Below are 15,105 nucleotides of genomic sequence, written 5' to 3'. Positions count from 1 at the left end.
GATACGCTTAAATACAATCCGACTTTCTGATATTGGAGGTTTTGCAATGTTCAAGACACTGAAAGACAGCCGCGGCTTCACTCTGATCGAACTGATGGTGGTCATCGTCATCCTGAGCATCCTGGCCGTCATGGTCGGGCCGAAGATCATCGGCCGCAGCGACGACGCGAAGATCGCCGACGCCAAGGTGCAGATCCGCAACATCGAGACGGCGCTCAAGCTCTACAAGCTCGACAGCGGCAGCTACCCCACAACGGAGCAGGGGCTGCAGGCGCTGGTGGCGAAACCGACGACCGGGAAGATCCCCAACAACTACAAGGCGGAGGGGTACCTGGAGAACAAGAACGTTCCCAAGGATCCCTGGGGCGGCGACTACGTCTACCTCTCCCCCGGCGAGCACGGCGACTACGACCTCTCCTCCTTCGGCGCCGACGGCGCGCGCGGCGGCGAAGGGAACAACGCCGACATCCAGAGCTGGAACATGAAGTAGAGGCGGCGACAACGGTATGGCAACGCCCTCACCCCGACCCTCTCCCAAGGGGAGAGGGAGGATAGACGGGAGCAACGGGTCTTTGGCGGGTAAGAGTACGGGTAAAATTCCAAGCCGCGGTACTGCAGGCTTCACGCTCCTGGAGCTTCTGGTGGTGATCTTCATCATCTCGCTGGCCGCGGGAATCGTGTTCCCGCGCCTGCCGGACACCGAGGCGACCAAGCTGAAAAACTCGGCGCGCAACCTCGGCAGCGGCCTCAGGTTCCTGAACGACCAGGCCATCGTCACCAAGAAGGTCTACCGCCTGCACCTGAACCTCAACGACAACAGCACCCGCATCACCCAGCTCTCCCCCTCGGGGGAAGAGCTGCAGCCCGGGGACCAGTTCATGAACCGGCGGCTGGTCGAAGAGGGGGTCGACATCGAGGACGTGAACGTCCCGTCGCTGGGGCTGGTGACCGAGGGTGAAGTGACGGTCCCCTTCGGCCCCGGGGGAATCGGCGACGGCATGACCATCCACCTCAAGGGGGGGGAGAAGGAATTCACCGTCATCGCCTACCCGTCCGGCGGGAAGGTGAAGGTGCTCGAAGGACGCCAGGAGGTCGACTCGTGAGAGGGTTCACCCTTCTGGAGGTGATGATCGCGCTCGCCATCACGGCCGGGGTGCTCCTCACCGTGATCACCTCGCTCAACCACCACCTGTCCCTGGTAGGGAGCGACGCGGAGGAGACGACCGCCGTCCTTTTGGGGCGCGCGAAGCTGGAGGACCCCGAGTTCGGGAAGCTCGCCGAAAACAAGGGGGACTTCGCGCCGAACCACCCCAATCACAAGTGGGTACGCGAGATCACCAAGACCGAGATTCCGACGCTGAACCAGATCCGCCTAACCGTGACCTGGAACGACGGCGCCAAGAGGCTTTCGCTTGTGCAATACGCACCGCAAAATGCGCAATAACAGGGGATTCACCCTCATCGAGCTCCTGATCGCGCTGGCTCTCCTGGTGATCCTCGCCGGCGCCCTGTACGGCACCTATTTTTCGGTGGTGGCCGCGCGGGAAAAGGGGGGGAAGCGGATCGAGCAGCGCCGTGAGCTCTCCACGACACTGGGCAAGCTGCACGACGAGCTCTCTTCCTGCTTCTTCAACAAAAACAACGAGAGGCTGCTCTTCGTAGTCGAAAACCAGGACAGTTTCGGCAAGCCCACCTCTCGTATAGCGTTCACAACGGTTGCGCCCCCCCGTGTGGATCCTACTCCGGCTTCTGGTCTTACCCTTGTGGATTACTTCGTGCGGGAACAGGACGACGGGCAACATCTATCCTTGATGCGCGAGTCCCGGGATCCTTACCTCGATGTCCGAGTAAAGTCCACCGCCTATCCTGTCATAGAGGAGATCGAGGGATTTCTCGTAGAGTGCTGGGATGGAGCCAAATGGGTAAAGGTCTGGGACACCGGGAAAGTCAACGGGATTCCGATGAACTCTTTCTTGCCGAAACAGGTTAGAGTGACCGTGACGCTCAAGGGGGGCGAGGAATTCAGCACCATCGCCACGCAGAGGCTGACACCATGAGGGGGGAAAAGGGATTCGCCCTGGTGATAACCCTGATTGTCACGGCCCTCCTCGTGGCGCTCCTGGTGGAGTTCGTGAACGAGGTCTACGTCGACACCTCCCATAGCCACAACTTCGTCGCCTCGCAACAGGCGGGGATGCTGGCGGAGTCGGGGGTAGAGGCGGGGAAAATGCTGTTGTACTATTCCAGGCGCAAAACAGACGGGAACTACACTTCACTTCTGGACCTTTGGGCTCAGCCACAGTCTTTGGACATGGGAGAAGGGACGGTTAGCATCAGCATTGAGGAGGAGAGCGGCAAGCTGAACCTGAGCAACGCTACCAACGACATGGGTACTCTAAATACCTGGACAGAGCTGACGACCCAACTCTTCACAGAACTAAAGATCTCAACTGAGGTGATGCAACCGACGGATCTGACCGCTGCCTTGATCGATTGGGTGGATCTCAACGACAACGGAGCGGCGGAAAGTAATTATTACAAAACCCTGACCCCACCTTATTCGGCAAAGAACAAAAAGTTGGAAACTGTCGAGGAGTTAGCACTTATAAAGGGATACACCCCGTCCGTCATTGCTAAACTCAAACCATGCATCACTGTGTATGGCGACGATACCGAACTCGTATCTAGGATCAACATAAACACTGCAACGAAAGAAGTGCTTGCAGCCCTGGGGCTGAGTAAGGATCTAGTCGAGCGAATCCTAGATTACCGAAAAACACGGGGGATTAAAGATGAGAAGGAGTTGGGATCCATCCCAGGAGTCGATAAGGGATTTACGAGTTGGGACAAAATCACGTATGTCGGCAACGTGTACCGAATTCGTGTCGAGGGCAAGGTGAGAGAGAGCGTAGCAGTGGCAGAGGCGGTTGTCCGTATTACTGATAACTCCGCTGTGGTGCTTTATTGGAGAGAGTATTGATGGATATGCTGATCGTGCAGCTTAAAAGGACCGAGCTGGTCCTGGCCTCCTTCAAGGCCCGCAAGGGGGGGGTGAACTTCCTCTCCGCCGAGCGCCATGCCCTGTCGGGGGAGGAAGGGGAGCTTTCCCGAATCCTGAAGACCAGCAACATGGCCGCGGGTGAGCACAGGGTGATCCTTGCCGTCCCCCCGTCCCAGCTGTTCATGCGGGAGCTCGAGCTCCCCATAACGGACCGCTCCAAGGTTCGGGACCTCCTCCCCCTGGAGCTGAAGGGAGAGACCGCCCTCGATACCGAAGACCTGGTCTTCGACGCGCTGCCGCTAGCCGAGGGGAAGGTGCTCGCCATCTGGGGGCATATGGGCGAGCTGTCCGGGATGATCGAAACGCTGAAGGAGGCCGGGCTGGAGCCGGAGATGGTGACGGCTTCGCTGTTCCACTGGAACCGGCTGGCGCCGGCCCATGGCACCGTGGCGGTAAGCGACGGCGAGGCCTTCGCAGCTTATAAAGACGGCGCTGCCATCTTCTTTAGGGCGCTGCCGGCGAACTGCGGCGAGTCCGAGATCGCCAGGACCGTGGCTGCCGTGGAAATGGGCCGCAACGTCAAGGTGGACAAGGTAATCTCGCATGCGGCAGACACCCAGGGGGGGGGAGGACTCTCCGCTGTCCCCGGGCTCTTCGAGGCTTTTGGGGACGACAACCATGCGGCGCACGACCTGGCCGGCGCCTATGCCGTCGCTGTCGCGGCGGCTGACGGTTCCGCTATCAACCTGCGCCGCGGGGCTCTCGCCTACACGGCGGGAAGCGAAAAACTGTACCAGCGCCTGCGGCTCACCATGATGTTCGCTGCCGCCCTGGTGCTCCTCATCATCGCCGAGAGCGGGGTGCGCTACTACTTGGTGAGAAAGGACCTCGCCTCGCTCGACCGCTCGATCAGCGTGATCTACAAGGAGATCTTCCCGACCAGGAAGAAGGCGGTCGACGAGGTGTCCGAGATCCGGTCCGAGATCAAGCGGCTGGAAGGGGCCAAGACCTCCAGCAACGTGCTGCAGCTTTTGAAGGATGTGGCACTGGCCAAGGGCGACGACGTGGGGGGAATCTACGAGGCCGAGGTGACCGGAACCGAGGTGCGCCTCAAGGGGGACGCCAAGAGCTTCCAGGCCGCCAACGACTTCAAGACCCGCACCGCGCCCCTTTTGGACCAGGCCGAGGTGAGCGAGACCAAGTCGCGCCCGGACGGCAGCGTCACCTTCACGCTGAGCGGGACCATGAAGGGGGTGACCCGATGAGCAGGGAAGATATCGTGAGTGCCCTGCAGGGGCTGGACAGCCGCAGCAGGCAACGCCTGGGCATAGCCGTCGCCGTAGTGCTGGCGGTCATCGTCGCCGTCACCGTCATCAACGGCAACATCTCGAAGCTTGTGAGAAAGCGCGCCGCGCGCGAGGCCGACATCGCCGAGATGATGCAGCTGAAACTCCGCTACCAGACCGCCAGCGCCGGCGCCCAGCGCCTCGCCAACCGCCTCATGGCCACCAGGCCCGACGACTCCCCGGCGAAGATCGTGGAGGAGATCGGCATCAAGGGACGCGCCAGCCAGATTAAACCGGTTAAGGGGGAGGAGATCCCCGGCTACGTCGAGGACGCCGCCGAACTGCGCATGGAGGGGCTCACGGCCAACGAGGCGGTGAACCTGATCTACCGCCTGGAGAAGGGGGCGCGCCCGGTGACGGTCAAGAAGGCCTCGATCAAGCAGCGCTTCGACGACCCCTCCAAGCTCGACCTGGCGCTCACCATCGCACTCATCAAGCCGGCACCTGCGGGAAGCAAATGAAAAGACGCACCCTTTACCTTGCCTGCGGCATCCCTGCCGCGGTCGCCTGCTTTTTCTTCCTGACCATCCTCTTCGTCCCCAGCCGCTCCATCGAAGGGCTCCTGGTGCGGATCTGCGGCAACGCCGGGTACACCCTGCGCTGCACCGGCTTCGGCAAGATACTTCCGGTCGGGTTCTCGGCCCGCACCCTGGAAATCGGCTCGGAGAAGGGGGCGCTTTTGCAGTTGCGCGACGCGAAGCTGCGCCTTGAACTGCTCCCGCTGTTAGCCGGCAAGGCGGCCGTAGCCTGCAGCGGCGGCATCGGCACCGGAGAAGTTGAAGGGGAGATATTCCTCGGGAAAAGCCCCGCCTGGGACCTTAAGTGCCGCGGCGTCCGCCTGGAGGAGATCCCCTTCTTCAAGAACGTGGCCGAGGCGAACATCAAGGGAGAACTGCGTCTCAACGGGAAGCTCGCCCCCGGCAAAGACGGCGGGCAAGGCGATATGCAGCTGGAGGTGAAGGGCGCCGAGATCGCCGGCCTCAAGGTGGGTTCCATGCCGCTTCCCGACGCGGCCTACCGCGAGGTGCGCGGCGCACTCAAGATCGACAAGGGGCGCGCCGCCGTGAAGAGCTTCACCCTGAACGGCGACGGCATCTACGTGCGGATCTCCGGCGACACGCAGCTAGCCAACCCTCTGGGAACGTCGCCGCTCAACCTCACCATGGAGATGATGCCCAAGCCCGCGTTCCTGGAGCGGCAGAAGTTCGTATTCCTGCTCCTCACCAAGTACCAAAGCTCCCCCGGCGCCTTCAGCATCCCGATCCGCGGCACGCTGGCGCACCCCTCCATCTGAACCGGGAGTGGAGATTATTCGTCGCGAATGCTAACAGCATACTGCGCGCATTCTACCTTGCGGGTCCGAATATACGGCGTGTCGTCACCCGTACTGGGCGTTGAACTAGCAGCCGAGGCAACGATCTCCTGTTATATCATCCAGACTGTCATAAGCTGAAGATCGTTCCGGGCAAGCGGCTATTCCTGTCATGCCAGATTCTCAATCCGGCTATTCCTGTTCCTTACCTGAAATCGTGGCAAAGAAGCACGATATACGGCCTCTTTCACCGCCTAATATCTTGACAACTCCCCTTGAGACGTTATATAAATCCTTGCTTATAATTAACTATGTTTTATACCTAAGGAGGGGGCAATGAGAGTAGCAAAAATTTTGAATCTAATATCGGCCTTAGCGCTGTTTGCGTTTGTGGGAACGGCAGCTGCAGCCGATATCGCACCTGCTGCTGCAACACTCACCAACGGCGACTGTGTGAAGTGCCATGACGCGGCACCCAAGGCCATCGCCCAGGCAGGCGGCAAACACAAGACCGAAGTGACCTGCCAGGACTGTCACGTAGGCCACCCGCCCAAGGTGAAGAAGCCGATCCCGCTGTGCAGCCAGTGCCACGAAGGCAAGCCGCACTACAAGCTCCAGGGCTGCCTCGGCTGCCACTCCAACCCCCATACTCCGAAGAACATAAAGTTCGGCAACAACGTCACCGATCCGTGCCTCACCTGCCACACCACCCAGATCGAGTCGCTGCGCCAGTTCAAGAGCAAGCACACCGCTCTTAACTGCTCCTTCTGCCACAACGTTCACGGCAGGATCCCGGACTGCACCCAGTGCCACAAGTCCCACTCCGCCGACATCGTCCAGAAGGATTGCAAGGTCTGCCACCAGGCCCACAAGCCGACCGACGTGACCTACAAGTCCGACACACCGTCGAAGATGTGCGCAGCCTGCCACAAGAAGGCGTACACCCTGCTGGTATCGAGCCCCGCCAAGCACAGCAAGCTCGCCTGCGTCTTCTGCCACCAGAACAAGCACAAGACCGTGCCGCAGTGCACCCAGTGCCACGTGAAACCGCACCCGGCTGCGATCATGGCGAAGTTCCCGAAATGCGGCGAGTGCCACAACATCGCTCACGACCTGAACCGCTGGAGCGAGCCGGCAGCAGCACCGGCCGCAGGCAAGCCCGCAGCCAAACCGGCCAAGCCGGCTAAGAAGTAACGACTCCTGCAGTTAATCGGGGAGGCCGCACCGGCGGCCTCCCCGACCCTTTTGCCCCCTTCCACTGAATCAAAATACACCGACAATATAGGTCCAACAGTACCAGGAGGATTGCATGCTCTTACTACAGATAACCTCGGCAGTGACAGCGGTGACACTCGTGGTATTGGCACTGTGTCTGATACCTGTCCTCGCGGAACTGAGGAAGGCAGCCGTCTTGATGCAAGAGGCCACGGACTCATTGCAGCAGGAACTGAAGCCGCTCATCAAGGATCTGCGCGACACGGTAGCAGACATCCAGGTTGTGACCAGCTCAGCAGCAGCCAACGCCGACGGCGTCAACATGCTTTTGAGCGAGCTGGGCCATGCCGGCCACAACATAAGGATGATCAACAAAGTATTAGGTATCGCCAGCAACGTCGCCAGTAACTATACGGTCTGGCTGACGGGCGCTAAGGTTGCGGGTCAATTTATTGCTGATAGACTAGTCAAAACAAAAACCAGGGGGTGACTTCATGTCCAAAGATAATGATATCGGTACCGGTACTATGCTCCTCTCCTTCCTTGCCGGCGCCGCCGTAGGGATCGGGGCGGCTTTGCTGCTTGCCCCCAAGACGGGCGAGGAAATGCGCGGCAAGATCAAGGATCTGGCCGACGACGCGGTAGACAAGATCAAGGAATACGCCAACGAGGCGCAGGACAAGATCAGGGCCAGCTACGAGGACGGTAAGGAACTGGTCCTTGAGAAGAAAGGCATCATCACCTCGGCCATAGAGGCCGGCAAAGAGGCGATGGAGCGGGAAAAGGAAAAACAGAAAGCGGAACCCTAACAGAGACCGCCCCCTTAAAAGCCCACCTAGGTGGGCTTTTTTCGTGGCAGGTAGCCCTTGGCCCGGCGCCTCGGGCGCACGGCAAGGTATCGGTGCGGAAGGATTATGAAAAATTCCAGCGATAAAAGGCCCTTTTCCACCGGGCTCATCTGGGAGTACGACCCCTTAGCCGTCGGCGGCTTCAAGGGAAGGTTGGTCCGGCTGCTGCAGTTCTTGAGCTTCACCTTCTCCAACTTCATGGCCAACAACTCGCTTCTGCGCGCCACCGCCCTCTCCTTCACGACGGTCCTGTCGCTGGTGCCGCTTCTGGCCCTCGCCTTCTCGGTACTGAAGGGGCTGGGCGCCCAGAACCGGCTCGCTCCCCTGATCCTGAAACAGGTGACCGCCGGTTCCGAGGAGGTGGTGAACCGGGTGGTTTCCTACATCGGCAACACCAACATGGGCTCGGTCGGCGCCATCGGCCTCGCGGCTCTCATCTTCACCGCCATCAGCATGCTGGCAAGCGTGGAGGAGGCTTTCAACGTCGCCTGGGGGGTACAGGAAACCCGTTCCCTGTACCGGAAATTCAGCGACTACCTGAGCGTTTTGATCAGCGCGCCGCTATTGCTGCTCGCCGCCACCAGCATCACCACCACGCTGCAGAGCAAATGGCTCATCGGGTGGCTGATGGAGCGGACCTACCTGGGCGATCTCTTCCTCTTCACGCTCGGCCTCACCCCGTACCTGAGCGTCTGGGTGGCGATCTTTCTCCTCTACATCTTCATCCCCAACACGCGGGTCCGCTATACCTCCGCCCTGATCGGGGCGGTCCTCGCCGGAACCCTCTGGCAATTCGCCCAGTGGGCCTACATCCACTTCCAGGTAGGGGCCGGCAACTACAACGCCATCTACGGCACGCTCGCGGCGCTCCCCATACTGATGGTCTGGATCTACGTCAGCTGGATCATCGTCCTCTTCGGCATGGAGGTGGTGGCGGCGCACCAGAACCGGGCATTCTTTCACCGGGACATCCGTGGGAGGAGCATCAGCCCCACACTGCAGGAGCTGATAGCACTCGCGGCGCTGCGGCACATCGGGGAGGCTTTCTACGGGGGATCCCCCGGATGGGGTGAGCAGCACCTGGCCGCCAAGCTGAACATCCCGCTGCGCCTCGTGCGGGACACGCTGGAGCACCTGCGCGAGGAGGGTTTCCTCGTCTGCGCCGGCGAGGGGGAGTGCTACTACCCGGCGCGGGATCTGAACCGGGTAACCATCGCCGAGGTGCTATTGTCCCTGAGAAACCGCGGGGCCTATGCTTCCATCTCCGGAGAAGAGCAGGCCGAGCAGATCGTGGAAACAGTCGATGCTGCGCTCGCCAAGGCACTGGAGGGGCGTACGCTGATGGATCTGGCGGCTCCAGAAAAGAGTCCGACCGGCGTTGACAAAGAGGGAGCAGTTGACATATAGTGGCCCGATTAAACTTCAGACGTGAAGCGGGTTATGCAAGATTTCAAAGACATAGACAAACAAAACCGAAGCAAGAGATCAATCAGGGCCAAGAGACTTGAAGGGCGCAACGCCTTCAAGACGATCCAGGACGATGACGACAAGCCGCGCAAGAAGCGGTACGGCATCGTCTTGGGGGTCATCGCGGCACTGCTAGCCTCCTACCCGATCATCTCCGTGTTGAATTCCTCACCCGCAAAAACGGCCACGCCGACAGCCGCGGCTGAAACGGTCTCTCTTAAGAACCTGGATCAAGGGAGCGCCTTCCGCCTGGCGGCGGAGGCCTACCCCAAGGCCCAGCCGCAAGGGGGATCCCTCGTAGCCCCCCTGCCGCAGGGGGGGCAGGTGGTGTACGCCATCAACGAGGACGTGCAGAAACGGGTAGAGAAGGTGCTGTCCGACTACAAGGTTCCTTATGGGCTGTTCGTCGCCATGGAACCGAGAACCGGGCGCATCCTCGCCATGGTCTCCCATTCCTCGGTCGAGCCTGCCTGGGAAAAGGACGGCAGCTACCACCTTTACCCGCTCGCCTCGCTCTTCAAGATCGTCACCGCGACCGCCGCGCTGGAAAGCAAGAAGGTAACCCCGGAGACCCCCTTTGCCTTCAACGGCCGCCTCACCTCGGAAAGCCCCAAGTACTGGCGGGTGCGCCCCGGGGGCGGCAACCAGCAGATGCCGCTTGCGGTCGCCATGGGTAAATCGGTGAATCCCGTGTACGGCAGGCTGGCCGGAGAGGTGGTGGGACGAGACCCGCTCTTGTTGTACGCCGGACGCTACGGCTTCAACCAGGCGCTGCTCCCCGGCGCCCCGATAATGTCGAGCACCGCCCCCGCGCCTTCCAGCGAAAACGAGCTGATGCGGATGGGAGCGGGACTGAACCGCGAAGTGAAGGCGTCTCCCTTCCATGCCGCCGCCATGATGGCCGCGGTCGCCAACGGCGGCGTCATGATGGCCCCGGGCTTCGCCAAGGAGATACGCGACGCCAAGGGGAACCTGGTGTTCACCCACAAACCGCAGGCGCTCAGGACCGTGATGACGCCGGAGACGGCTGCGTCGATGGCGCGCATGCTCTCCACCACCGTGCAAAGCGGCACCTCGCGCCGGGCCTTCCACGACAGGAAGGGGAGGCGTATGCTCGCCTCGGTCAGCATCGCTGCCAAGACCGGGTCCATCGACGGGACCGATCCCGCCGGCCATTACAGCTGGTTTGCAGCCTATGCGCCGATGGAGGACCCGCAGATAGCGCTCGCGGCGCTGGTGGTGAACGGGAACAAGTGGCGCATCAAGGCGACCTCGGTCGGCGAGCAGGCGCTGGAGGCGTTCTTCAGGTAGGGGACGGCAATGGAATGTTCAGGGTGCGGCACCTGCTGCGTTGCGCCGGACATCAGCACGTTGGGGAAGAAGGCGGGGGAGAGATGCCCGCACCTCATGGAGAGTCTGGCCTGCGGCATCTACGAGGAGCGCCCTAAGGTCTGCCGCGGCTACCGCCCCGACGACATCTGCCGGGCCATCGCGGCCCCGACCCTGGAGAAGCGGGTGGCCAACTACCTGAGGCTCTTCGGGGTGGACTAGTTCTCCCGGTAACTCTCCAGGGTGAACTCGCCGTCCAGCCACTGCGCGTAGGAATAGTGGGTGATCCAGTCGCCCAAAGAGATGAAAAGGCGCCCCGGCTCCCGCTTTATCATGGGAAGGTGGTAATGGCCGGTGATGACCGCGTCGCACCCCGAGGCGAAGCGGTTGCGGGCGAAGGAATCGAGGATGACCCGGTAGTCCCAGCGCTTTTCGCGTAAGGAGTGCCTGCTGCTGGAGCGGCGCGACAGCACCGCCGCCGCGTGGTCCGCGATCCTCCTGGAGAAGATGGGGACCAGCGCCTTCACCACTGGGTTATGCAGCAGCAGCCGGAAGGCGCGATAGCGGTAATCCTCGCGGTTGATCTCGTCGCCGTGGCACAGATAGACCTTCTGCCCCCCGATTTCCAGCAACGCTCCGGCGCGATGAACCTCTGCCTGCAGTTTTTCCCCGAAGAAGCGGTCCAGATGGAAATCATGGTTCCCTTCGAAGTAGACGATGCGCACGCCGCGCCCCCTCACCTGCTTCAGGCAGTCGACGATCTCCCGGTAGTGGCCGTACACAGGCTCTGGGTTGCCGATCCAGAACTCGAAGATGTCCCCCAGGAGATAGAGCGTCTCCGTGTCGGCGGGGAGGTTCTCCAGGAACCGGACCAGGGTGCGGTAGTTGGGGTCTTCCGGTCTTTTCAGGTGGGCATCGGCGATGAAGATCTTGCGCATGCGCGCAATATATACAAAAATGCGACTTTGGTAAAGCGAACAGGCGCCGAGGGCTCATTTAGCCTGCGGCTCCCTTGTATTAATCTTGACCCTGGCTACAAAGCTGATGTTGAAGAGGTATCGATGCACGCTATGCGCAACCTGGAAATCGTCTGGGAGGACCTGATGGAGGCCTTCGAAAACGGCGACACCGAGATGATCTATTTTCTCGACCGCGAGACCGGCGAGGTGTTCTCCGTCCCGGCCGAGTACGACGACGAGTCTTTCTGGGAAGAGGTGGGGGAGAACCAGGAGCGGTACCTCGAAATCCCTCCCTTCGACTACGGTCAGGAACGCCAGATGGTGCACGCCTTCATCCAGGGGATCGGCAACGACGGCTTGAAGGCGATGCTGGTGCGGGCCTTCACTGGGAGGCATTCGCACGGAAAGCTCAACGAGATCCTCTCCTTCTACCCTGAGGAGATGGAGCGCTTCCAGGCGCTGCGGGAGGAGCTTCTCACCACACGCGCCGCGCATTGGCTGGAGGAGCACGACATCTACCCCCCTGAGCGCGACTCCGACTAGCCCCCGCCCTTTCATCGCACCGTTGACCTCGGCATCTCTTTTGCGTAACATCTGTCAGGTGAATCGTCCCTACCCGGGGACCAGCCGTCCCCGGCGGGGCGCAGATGCTCATAAACGGTGCAAAAACCCATGGCTAAAACTACTGTTTCCATCATAGAAATTTCGCTGATCGTCCTGGTCGCTGCAGCGCTCGGCGTCTTCTGGAACCGGACCCTTCTGGCCGACGCCTGGCACGGCGCCCCCACGCGGCAGGCAGCCCCCGCGCAGGCGGGCGAACAGCTTCCCATGCCGGTCGGGCTCGCCCAGGTCAAAGAGATGCTGGACGCGGGGCAGGCGGTGGTGGTAGACGCACGCAGTGCCGCAAGTTTCCGCGAGGAACACATCGCCGGCGCGCTGCCGCTGCCGCTCGAGGAGGTCAAAAAGCGCTCAGGGAAGAGCCCGCTCCTGGAAAAAGTCAGCAAGGATTCGGTGGTTATCGCCTACTGCAATGGCTTTTCCTGCCACGACAGCATGGAGCTCGCAAAGCTCCTGATCGGTTCCGGATTCGGCTCGGTCTACGTTTTCGAAGGGGGACTTCCTGAATGGCGGGACGCGGGCTACCCGGTAGCGAAGGGGGAACGATGAGCGCTGTGAAGCGATACCTTCCTGTCGCCGTCCGGATCGCTCTGGGCGGGATATTCATCTACGCGGCGCTCCCGAAGATCGCCGACCCGGCCACCTTCGCCGGGAGCGTGGCCAACTACCGGATCCTCCCCTACTTCTGGAGCTACTTCACCGCGGCGGTGCTTCCCTTCCTGGAACTGATCTGCGGAGTGCTGCTGGTGACGGGATACCGGGTCAGGGCCTGCGCTCTCATCGTTGCGGCGCTGAACGTGGTCTTCATGGCAGCTCTCGCCTCGCTGATCGTGCGCGGGCTCGACATCGACTGCGGTTGCTTCGGCGGGGGCAAGACCTCCCCCTGGCTCGCCCTGTCGCGGGATGCCGTGTTCCTGGCGATGGCAGGAGCCGTGCTCTGGTTCGAGGAAAAAAGAACCTCTCCCCCCGTAGTCCGCAGCTAGCATCCCCTCCAGAAATCCTCAAGCGTCGCTCTCTTTTCGCACCACGCCGGCGGTTGTCCCAGGCGCGCTTCGGATTTTGGCGCCGCCCCCGGTCTTGCGGTTTCAGGGAAAATACTGTAGGATGCCGCGGTATTTTCATTAAGCAACAGGGGGACCTTTCTTTGAACGAGACATTGCTCCTGGTAGGCGCCTACCTCCTTGGCTCGGTACCGACCGGCCTGCTCCTGGCTAAGAGCATGGGGGTAGACATCAGGGAGGCCGGCAGCGGTAACATCGGCGCCACCAACGTCTACCGGACCATCGGCCGCAAGCTCGGCATACTGACCCTACTGGGGGACTGCCTGAAAGGGCTCGTCCCTGTGCTCGTCGCCAGATGGCTCGGGCTCCCCGATCTCTGGATCGCGGCCGCAGGCCTCTGCGCTTTCCTGGGGCACGTCTACACCATCTTCCTCGGGTTCAAGGGGGGCAAGGGGGTGGCGACCGCTCTGGGAGTCTTCCTAGGCACCTCCCCCCTCTCGGTTCTCTTCGGCATCGTCATCTTCGGTTCGGTGCTCTACAAGTGGCGCTACGTCTCTCTGGCCTCCATCACGGCGGCGGCGCTGATTCCGGTACTGGTGTGGGCCACCGGCGGGAGCGTGAAGCTGGTGCTCATGGCCGTCGTCATCGCCTGCATCGTCATCTTCAAGCACCGCGAGAACATCGCGAGACTCACGGCCGGGACGGAGAACAAGTTCAAGGCCTAAGGTCAAAGGCAAATCCCCCCTGGCCCCGCTTCCCAAAGGCTCTTCAGCGAATTCCGAGGAACTTCGGGCAGACGCCACAAACCTTCCTGGGCAAAGATAATCCCGTTCCTCCCGGCATTCCCCGATCAACCTCTTCACAGGGGAGATTTTCAGCATAAAAAAAGGGCGCTTCCGGAAACGGAGGCGCCCTTTTAAATTTTGTTGTATCAGCGGCAGCTTCGGTTACGCCGCCTCGGCTTCCATCACCAGCGGGGCGAGAAAGCGCTTCATCTTCTTGAGCGCACCCTCTTCGATCTGGCGCACCCGCTCGCGGGAGATGGAGAAGTGATCGGCTATCTCCTGCAGGGTCATCGGGTCCTCCGCGGCTACGCGCTGCTCGATGACGAACTTCTCTTTGTCGTTCAAGTTTTCCAGCGCGCTGGCTACGTTTCGTTCCAGGATGGTGGTCTCCTGGCGCTCGGCCAGCATCTCCTCCTGATTCTGCCGCAGGTCGGGAAGGCTCTCCAGGAAGGTCCCCCCCCCCTCGCCTTCGAACATCTCGACGTCGAGCGACAGCTCGCCCCGGAGGCGCTGTTCCATCTCCCGGGCCTCGTCGTCCTTCACGTCCAGCGAAATCGCCGCCGCGTGCAGGTCGCCCTCGCCGGTCATGTTGACGATCGCCTGCTTCGCCTGGTTCAGCTTGAAGAAGAGCTTTCTCTGCGCCTGCGTGGTACCGATCTTTAAGAGGCTCCAGGCCGAGATGATGTGGTTCTGGATGTAGGCCCGGATCCACCAGACCGCGTAGGAGATGAGGCGCACCCCTTTGTCCGGGTCGAACTTTCTCACCGCCATCATCAGCCCGATATTCCCTTCCTGGATCAGGTCGAGCATCTTCATCCCGTAGGAACGGTATTCGCCTGCTATTTTCACGACGAAACGAAGGTTCGCGGTGATCAGCCGGTGCGCCGCCTCAAGGTCTCCCTCGCGACGGAACCTGCCAGCCAAATCCATTTCCTCGTCCGCCGTAAGCAGCGGAAAACGGTTGATTTCCGCGAGGTAAAGGGTCAGGTTGTCGATAGGTACCGGCATGCTGTGTGTCATAGTACTGTTACCCCCTGTGAGTGCAGGTTTTGCCTCCTGCTGTTAGCACTCCGCTCTCGCGAGCGCTAACAATATAACAAGCAGCATGTAAAAAATCAAGGTCCTGCGTGAAATAACCGGGGCCGAAACAGGGGCTTGCGGCGGGTTAAATTGCTTGCGCCCCCTATCATGAATATGGTAAACGAAAAGATCGAATAAAAGCGA

General features: G+C 61.0%; 20 protein-coding genes. 18 read left to right on the top strand and 2 right to left on the bottom strand.

Annotation, left to right across the window (positions count from 1 at the left end):
• Positions 1 to 46 precede the first annotated feature (46 nt).
• From gspG to K419_RS0119625, 14 genes are all read left to right on the top strand, one after another.
• On the top strand, positions 47 to 490 hold the full coding sequence (gene gspG / locus K419_RS0119690) for a type II secretion system major pseudopilin GspG (protein WP_026843038.1): 444 nt from the start codon (positions 47 to 49) through the stop codon (positions 488 to 490).
• 82 nt (positions 491 to 572) lie between these two features.
• Positions 573 to 1,103 carry a prepilin-type N-terminal cleavage/methylation domain-containing protein gene (locus tag K419_RS0119685; protein ID WP_026843037.1) on the top strand — a complete coding sequence of 177 codons (531 nt, stop codon included), beginning with the start codon at positions 573 to 575 and terminating at the stop codon, positions 1,101 to 1,103.
• A complete protein-coding gene (locus K419_RS0119680) occupies positions 1,100 to 1,444 on the top strand; it encodes a prepilin-type N-terminal cleavage/methylation domain-containing protein (protein WP_026843036.1) in 345 nt (114 codons plus the stop codon). Before K419_RS0119685 ends, K419_RS0119680 begins: the two co-directional genes overlap by 4 nt.
• A complete protein-coding gene (locus K419_RS0119675) occupies positions 1,434 to 2,057 on the top strand; it encodes a type II secretion system protein GspJ (RefSeq protein ID WP_035497642.1) in 624 nt (207 codons plus the stop codon). Before K419_RS0119680 ends, K419_RS0119675 begins: the two co-directional genes overlap by 11 nt.
• Entirely contained in the window at positions 2,054 to 2,980 is a 927-nt protein-coding gene (gspK, locus tag K419_RS0119670; protein ID WP_026843034.1) for a type II secretion system minor pseudopilin GspK, read from the top strand. The genes K419_RS0119675 and gspK overlap by 4 nt, the downstream gene beginning before the upstream one ends.
• Positions 2,980 to 4,266 carry a type II secretion system protein GspL gene (gene gspL, locus K419_RS0119665; RefSeq protein ID WP_026843033.1) on the top strand — a complete coding sequence of 429 codons (1,287 nt, stop codon included), beginning with the start codon at positions 2,980 to 2,982 and terminating at the stop codon, positions 4,264 to 4,266. The genes gspK and gspL overlap by 1 nt, the downstream gene beginning before the upstream one ends.
• Positions 4,263 to 4,808, top strand: coding sequence for a hypothetical protein (locus tag K419_RS0119660; RefSeq protein WP_026843032.1), 546 nt, complete (start codon positions 4,263 to 4,265; stop codon positions 4,806 to 4,808). Before gspL ends, K419_RS0119660 begins: the two co-directional genes overlap by 4 nt.
• Positions 4,805 to 5,641 carry a type II secretion system protein GspN gene (gene gspN / locus K419_RS0119655; RefSeq protein WP_026843031.1) on the top strand — a complete coding sequence of 279 codons (837 nt, stop codon included), beginning with the start codon at positions 4,805 to 4,807 and terminating at the stop codon, positions 5,639 to 5,641. Before K419_RS0119660 ends, gspN begins: the two co-directional genes overlap by 4 nt.
• Positions 5,642 to 5,995: 354 nt before the next feature.
• Positions 5,996 to 6,853, top strand: a complete 858-nt coding sequence (locus K419_RS0119650) for a cytochrome c3 family protein (protein WP_026843030.1) — start codon at positions 5,996 to 5,998, stop codon at positions 6,851 to 6,853.
• A gap of 115 nt (positions 6,854 to 6,968) precedes the next feature.
• Positions 6,969 to 7,364, top strand: coding sequence for a DUF948 domain-containing protein (locus K419_RS0119645; protein ID WP_026843029.1), 396 nt, complete (start codon positions 6,969 to 6,971; stop codon positions 7,362 to 7,364).
• Positions 7,365 to 7,368: 4 nt separating this feature from the next.
• On the top strand, positions 7,369 to 7,683 hold the full coding sequence (locus tag K419_RS0119640; RefSeq protein ID WP_026843028.1) for a YtxH domain-containing protein: 315 nt from the start codon (positions 7,369 to 7,371) through the stop codon (positions 7,681 to 7,683).
• Between the two features lie 105 nt (positions 7,684 to 7,788).
• Entirely contained in the window at positions 7,789 to 9,129 is a 1,341-nt protein-coding gene (locus K419_RS0119635) for a YihY/virulence factor BrkB family protein (protein ID WP_026843027.1), read from the top strand.
• A 33-nt stretch (positions 9,130 to 9,162) separates the two neighbouring features.
• Positions 9,163 to 10,500: a penicillin-binding transpeptidase domain-containing protein gene (locus K419_RS0119630; protein WP_026843026.1), complete on the top strand. Its 1,338-nt coding sequence runs from the start codon at positions 9,163 to 9,165 to the stop codon at positions 10,498 to 10,500.
• Between the two features lie 9 nt (positions 10,501 to 10,509).
• On the top strand, positions 10,510 to 10,740 hold the full coding sequence (locus K419_RS0119625) for a CxxCxxCC domain-containing protein (RefSeq protein WP_026843025.1): 231 nt from the start codon (positions 10,510 to 10,512) through the stop codon (positions 10,738 to 10,740).
• Here the strand turns inward: K419_RS0119625 and K419_RS0119620 are convergent.
• The gene (locus tag K419_RS0119620; RefSeq protein ID WP_026843024.1) at positions 10,737 to 11,456 is read right to left on the bottom strand and encodes a UDP-2,3-diacylglucosamine diphosphatase; all 720 of its coding nucleotides are present in this window, start codon (positions 11,454 to 11,456) and stop codon (positions 10,737 to 10,739) included. The two genes, K419_RS0119625 and K419_RS0119620, sit on opposite strands and share 4 nt — an antisense overlap.
• 123 nt (positions 11,457 to 11,579) lie before the next feature.
• Here K419_RS0119620 and K419_RS0119615 point away from each other — a divergent pair, with 123 nt between their 5' ends.
• From K419_RS0119615 to plsY, 4 genes are all read left to right on the top strand, one after another.
• The gene (locus K419_RS0119615; protein ID WP_026843023.1) at positions 11,580 to 12,020 is read left to right on the top strand and encodes a UPF0158 family protein; all 441 of its coding nucleotides are present in this window, start codon (positions 11,580 to 11,582) and stop codon (positions 12,018 to 12,020) included.
• A gap of 129 nt (positions 12,021 to 12,149) precedes the next feature.
• On the top strand, positions 12,150 to 12,644 hold the full coding sequence (locus K419_RS0119610) for a rhodanese-like domain-containing protein (protein WP_026843022.1): 495 nt from the start codon (positions 12,150 to 12,152) through the stop codon (positions 12,642 to 12,644).
• Positions 12,641 to 13,078, top strand: coding sequence for a MauE/DoxX family redox-associated membrane protein (locus K419_RS0119605; RefSeq protein WP_026843021.1), 438 nt, complete (start codon positions 12,641 to 12,643; stop codon positions 13,076 to 13,078). The genes K419_RS0119610 and K419_RS0119605 overlap by 4 nt, the downstream gene beginning before the upstream one ends.
• Before the next feature lie 161 nt (positions 13,079 to 13,239).
• Positions 13,240 to 13,821 carry a glycerol-3-phosphate 1-O-acyltransferase PlsY gene (plsY, locus tag K419_RS0119600; RefSeq protein ID WP_012529009.1) on the top strand — a complete coding sequence of 194 codons (582 nt, stop codon included), beginning with the start codon at positions 13,240 to 13,242 and terminating at the stop codon, positions 13,819 to 13,821.
• Positions 13,822 to 14,043: 222 nt separating this feature from the next.
• On the opposite strand, the gene rpoH is transcribed toward plsY, so the two are convergent.
• Complete coding sequence (gene rpoH, locus K419_RS0119595; RefSeq protein WP_026843020.1) at positions 14,044 to 14,901, bottom strand: RNA polymerase sigma factor RpoH; 858 nt, start codon at positions 14,899 to 14,901, stop codon at positions 14,044 to 14,046.
• Positions 14,902 to 15,105: the final 204 nt, after the last annotated feature.

Source organism: Citrifermentans bremense R1 (genome assembly GCF_000426865.1).
Lineage (GTDB): Bacteria > Desulfobacterota > Desulfuromonadia > Geobacterales > Geobacteraceae > Geomonas > Geomonas bremensis.
Note: the sequence above shows the minus strand (reverse complement) of the source record. Positions and strands in the feature narration are given on the sequence as shown.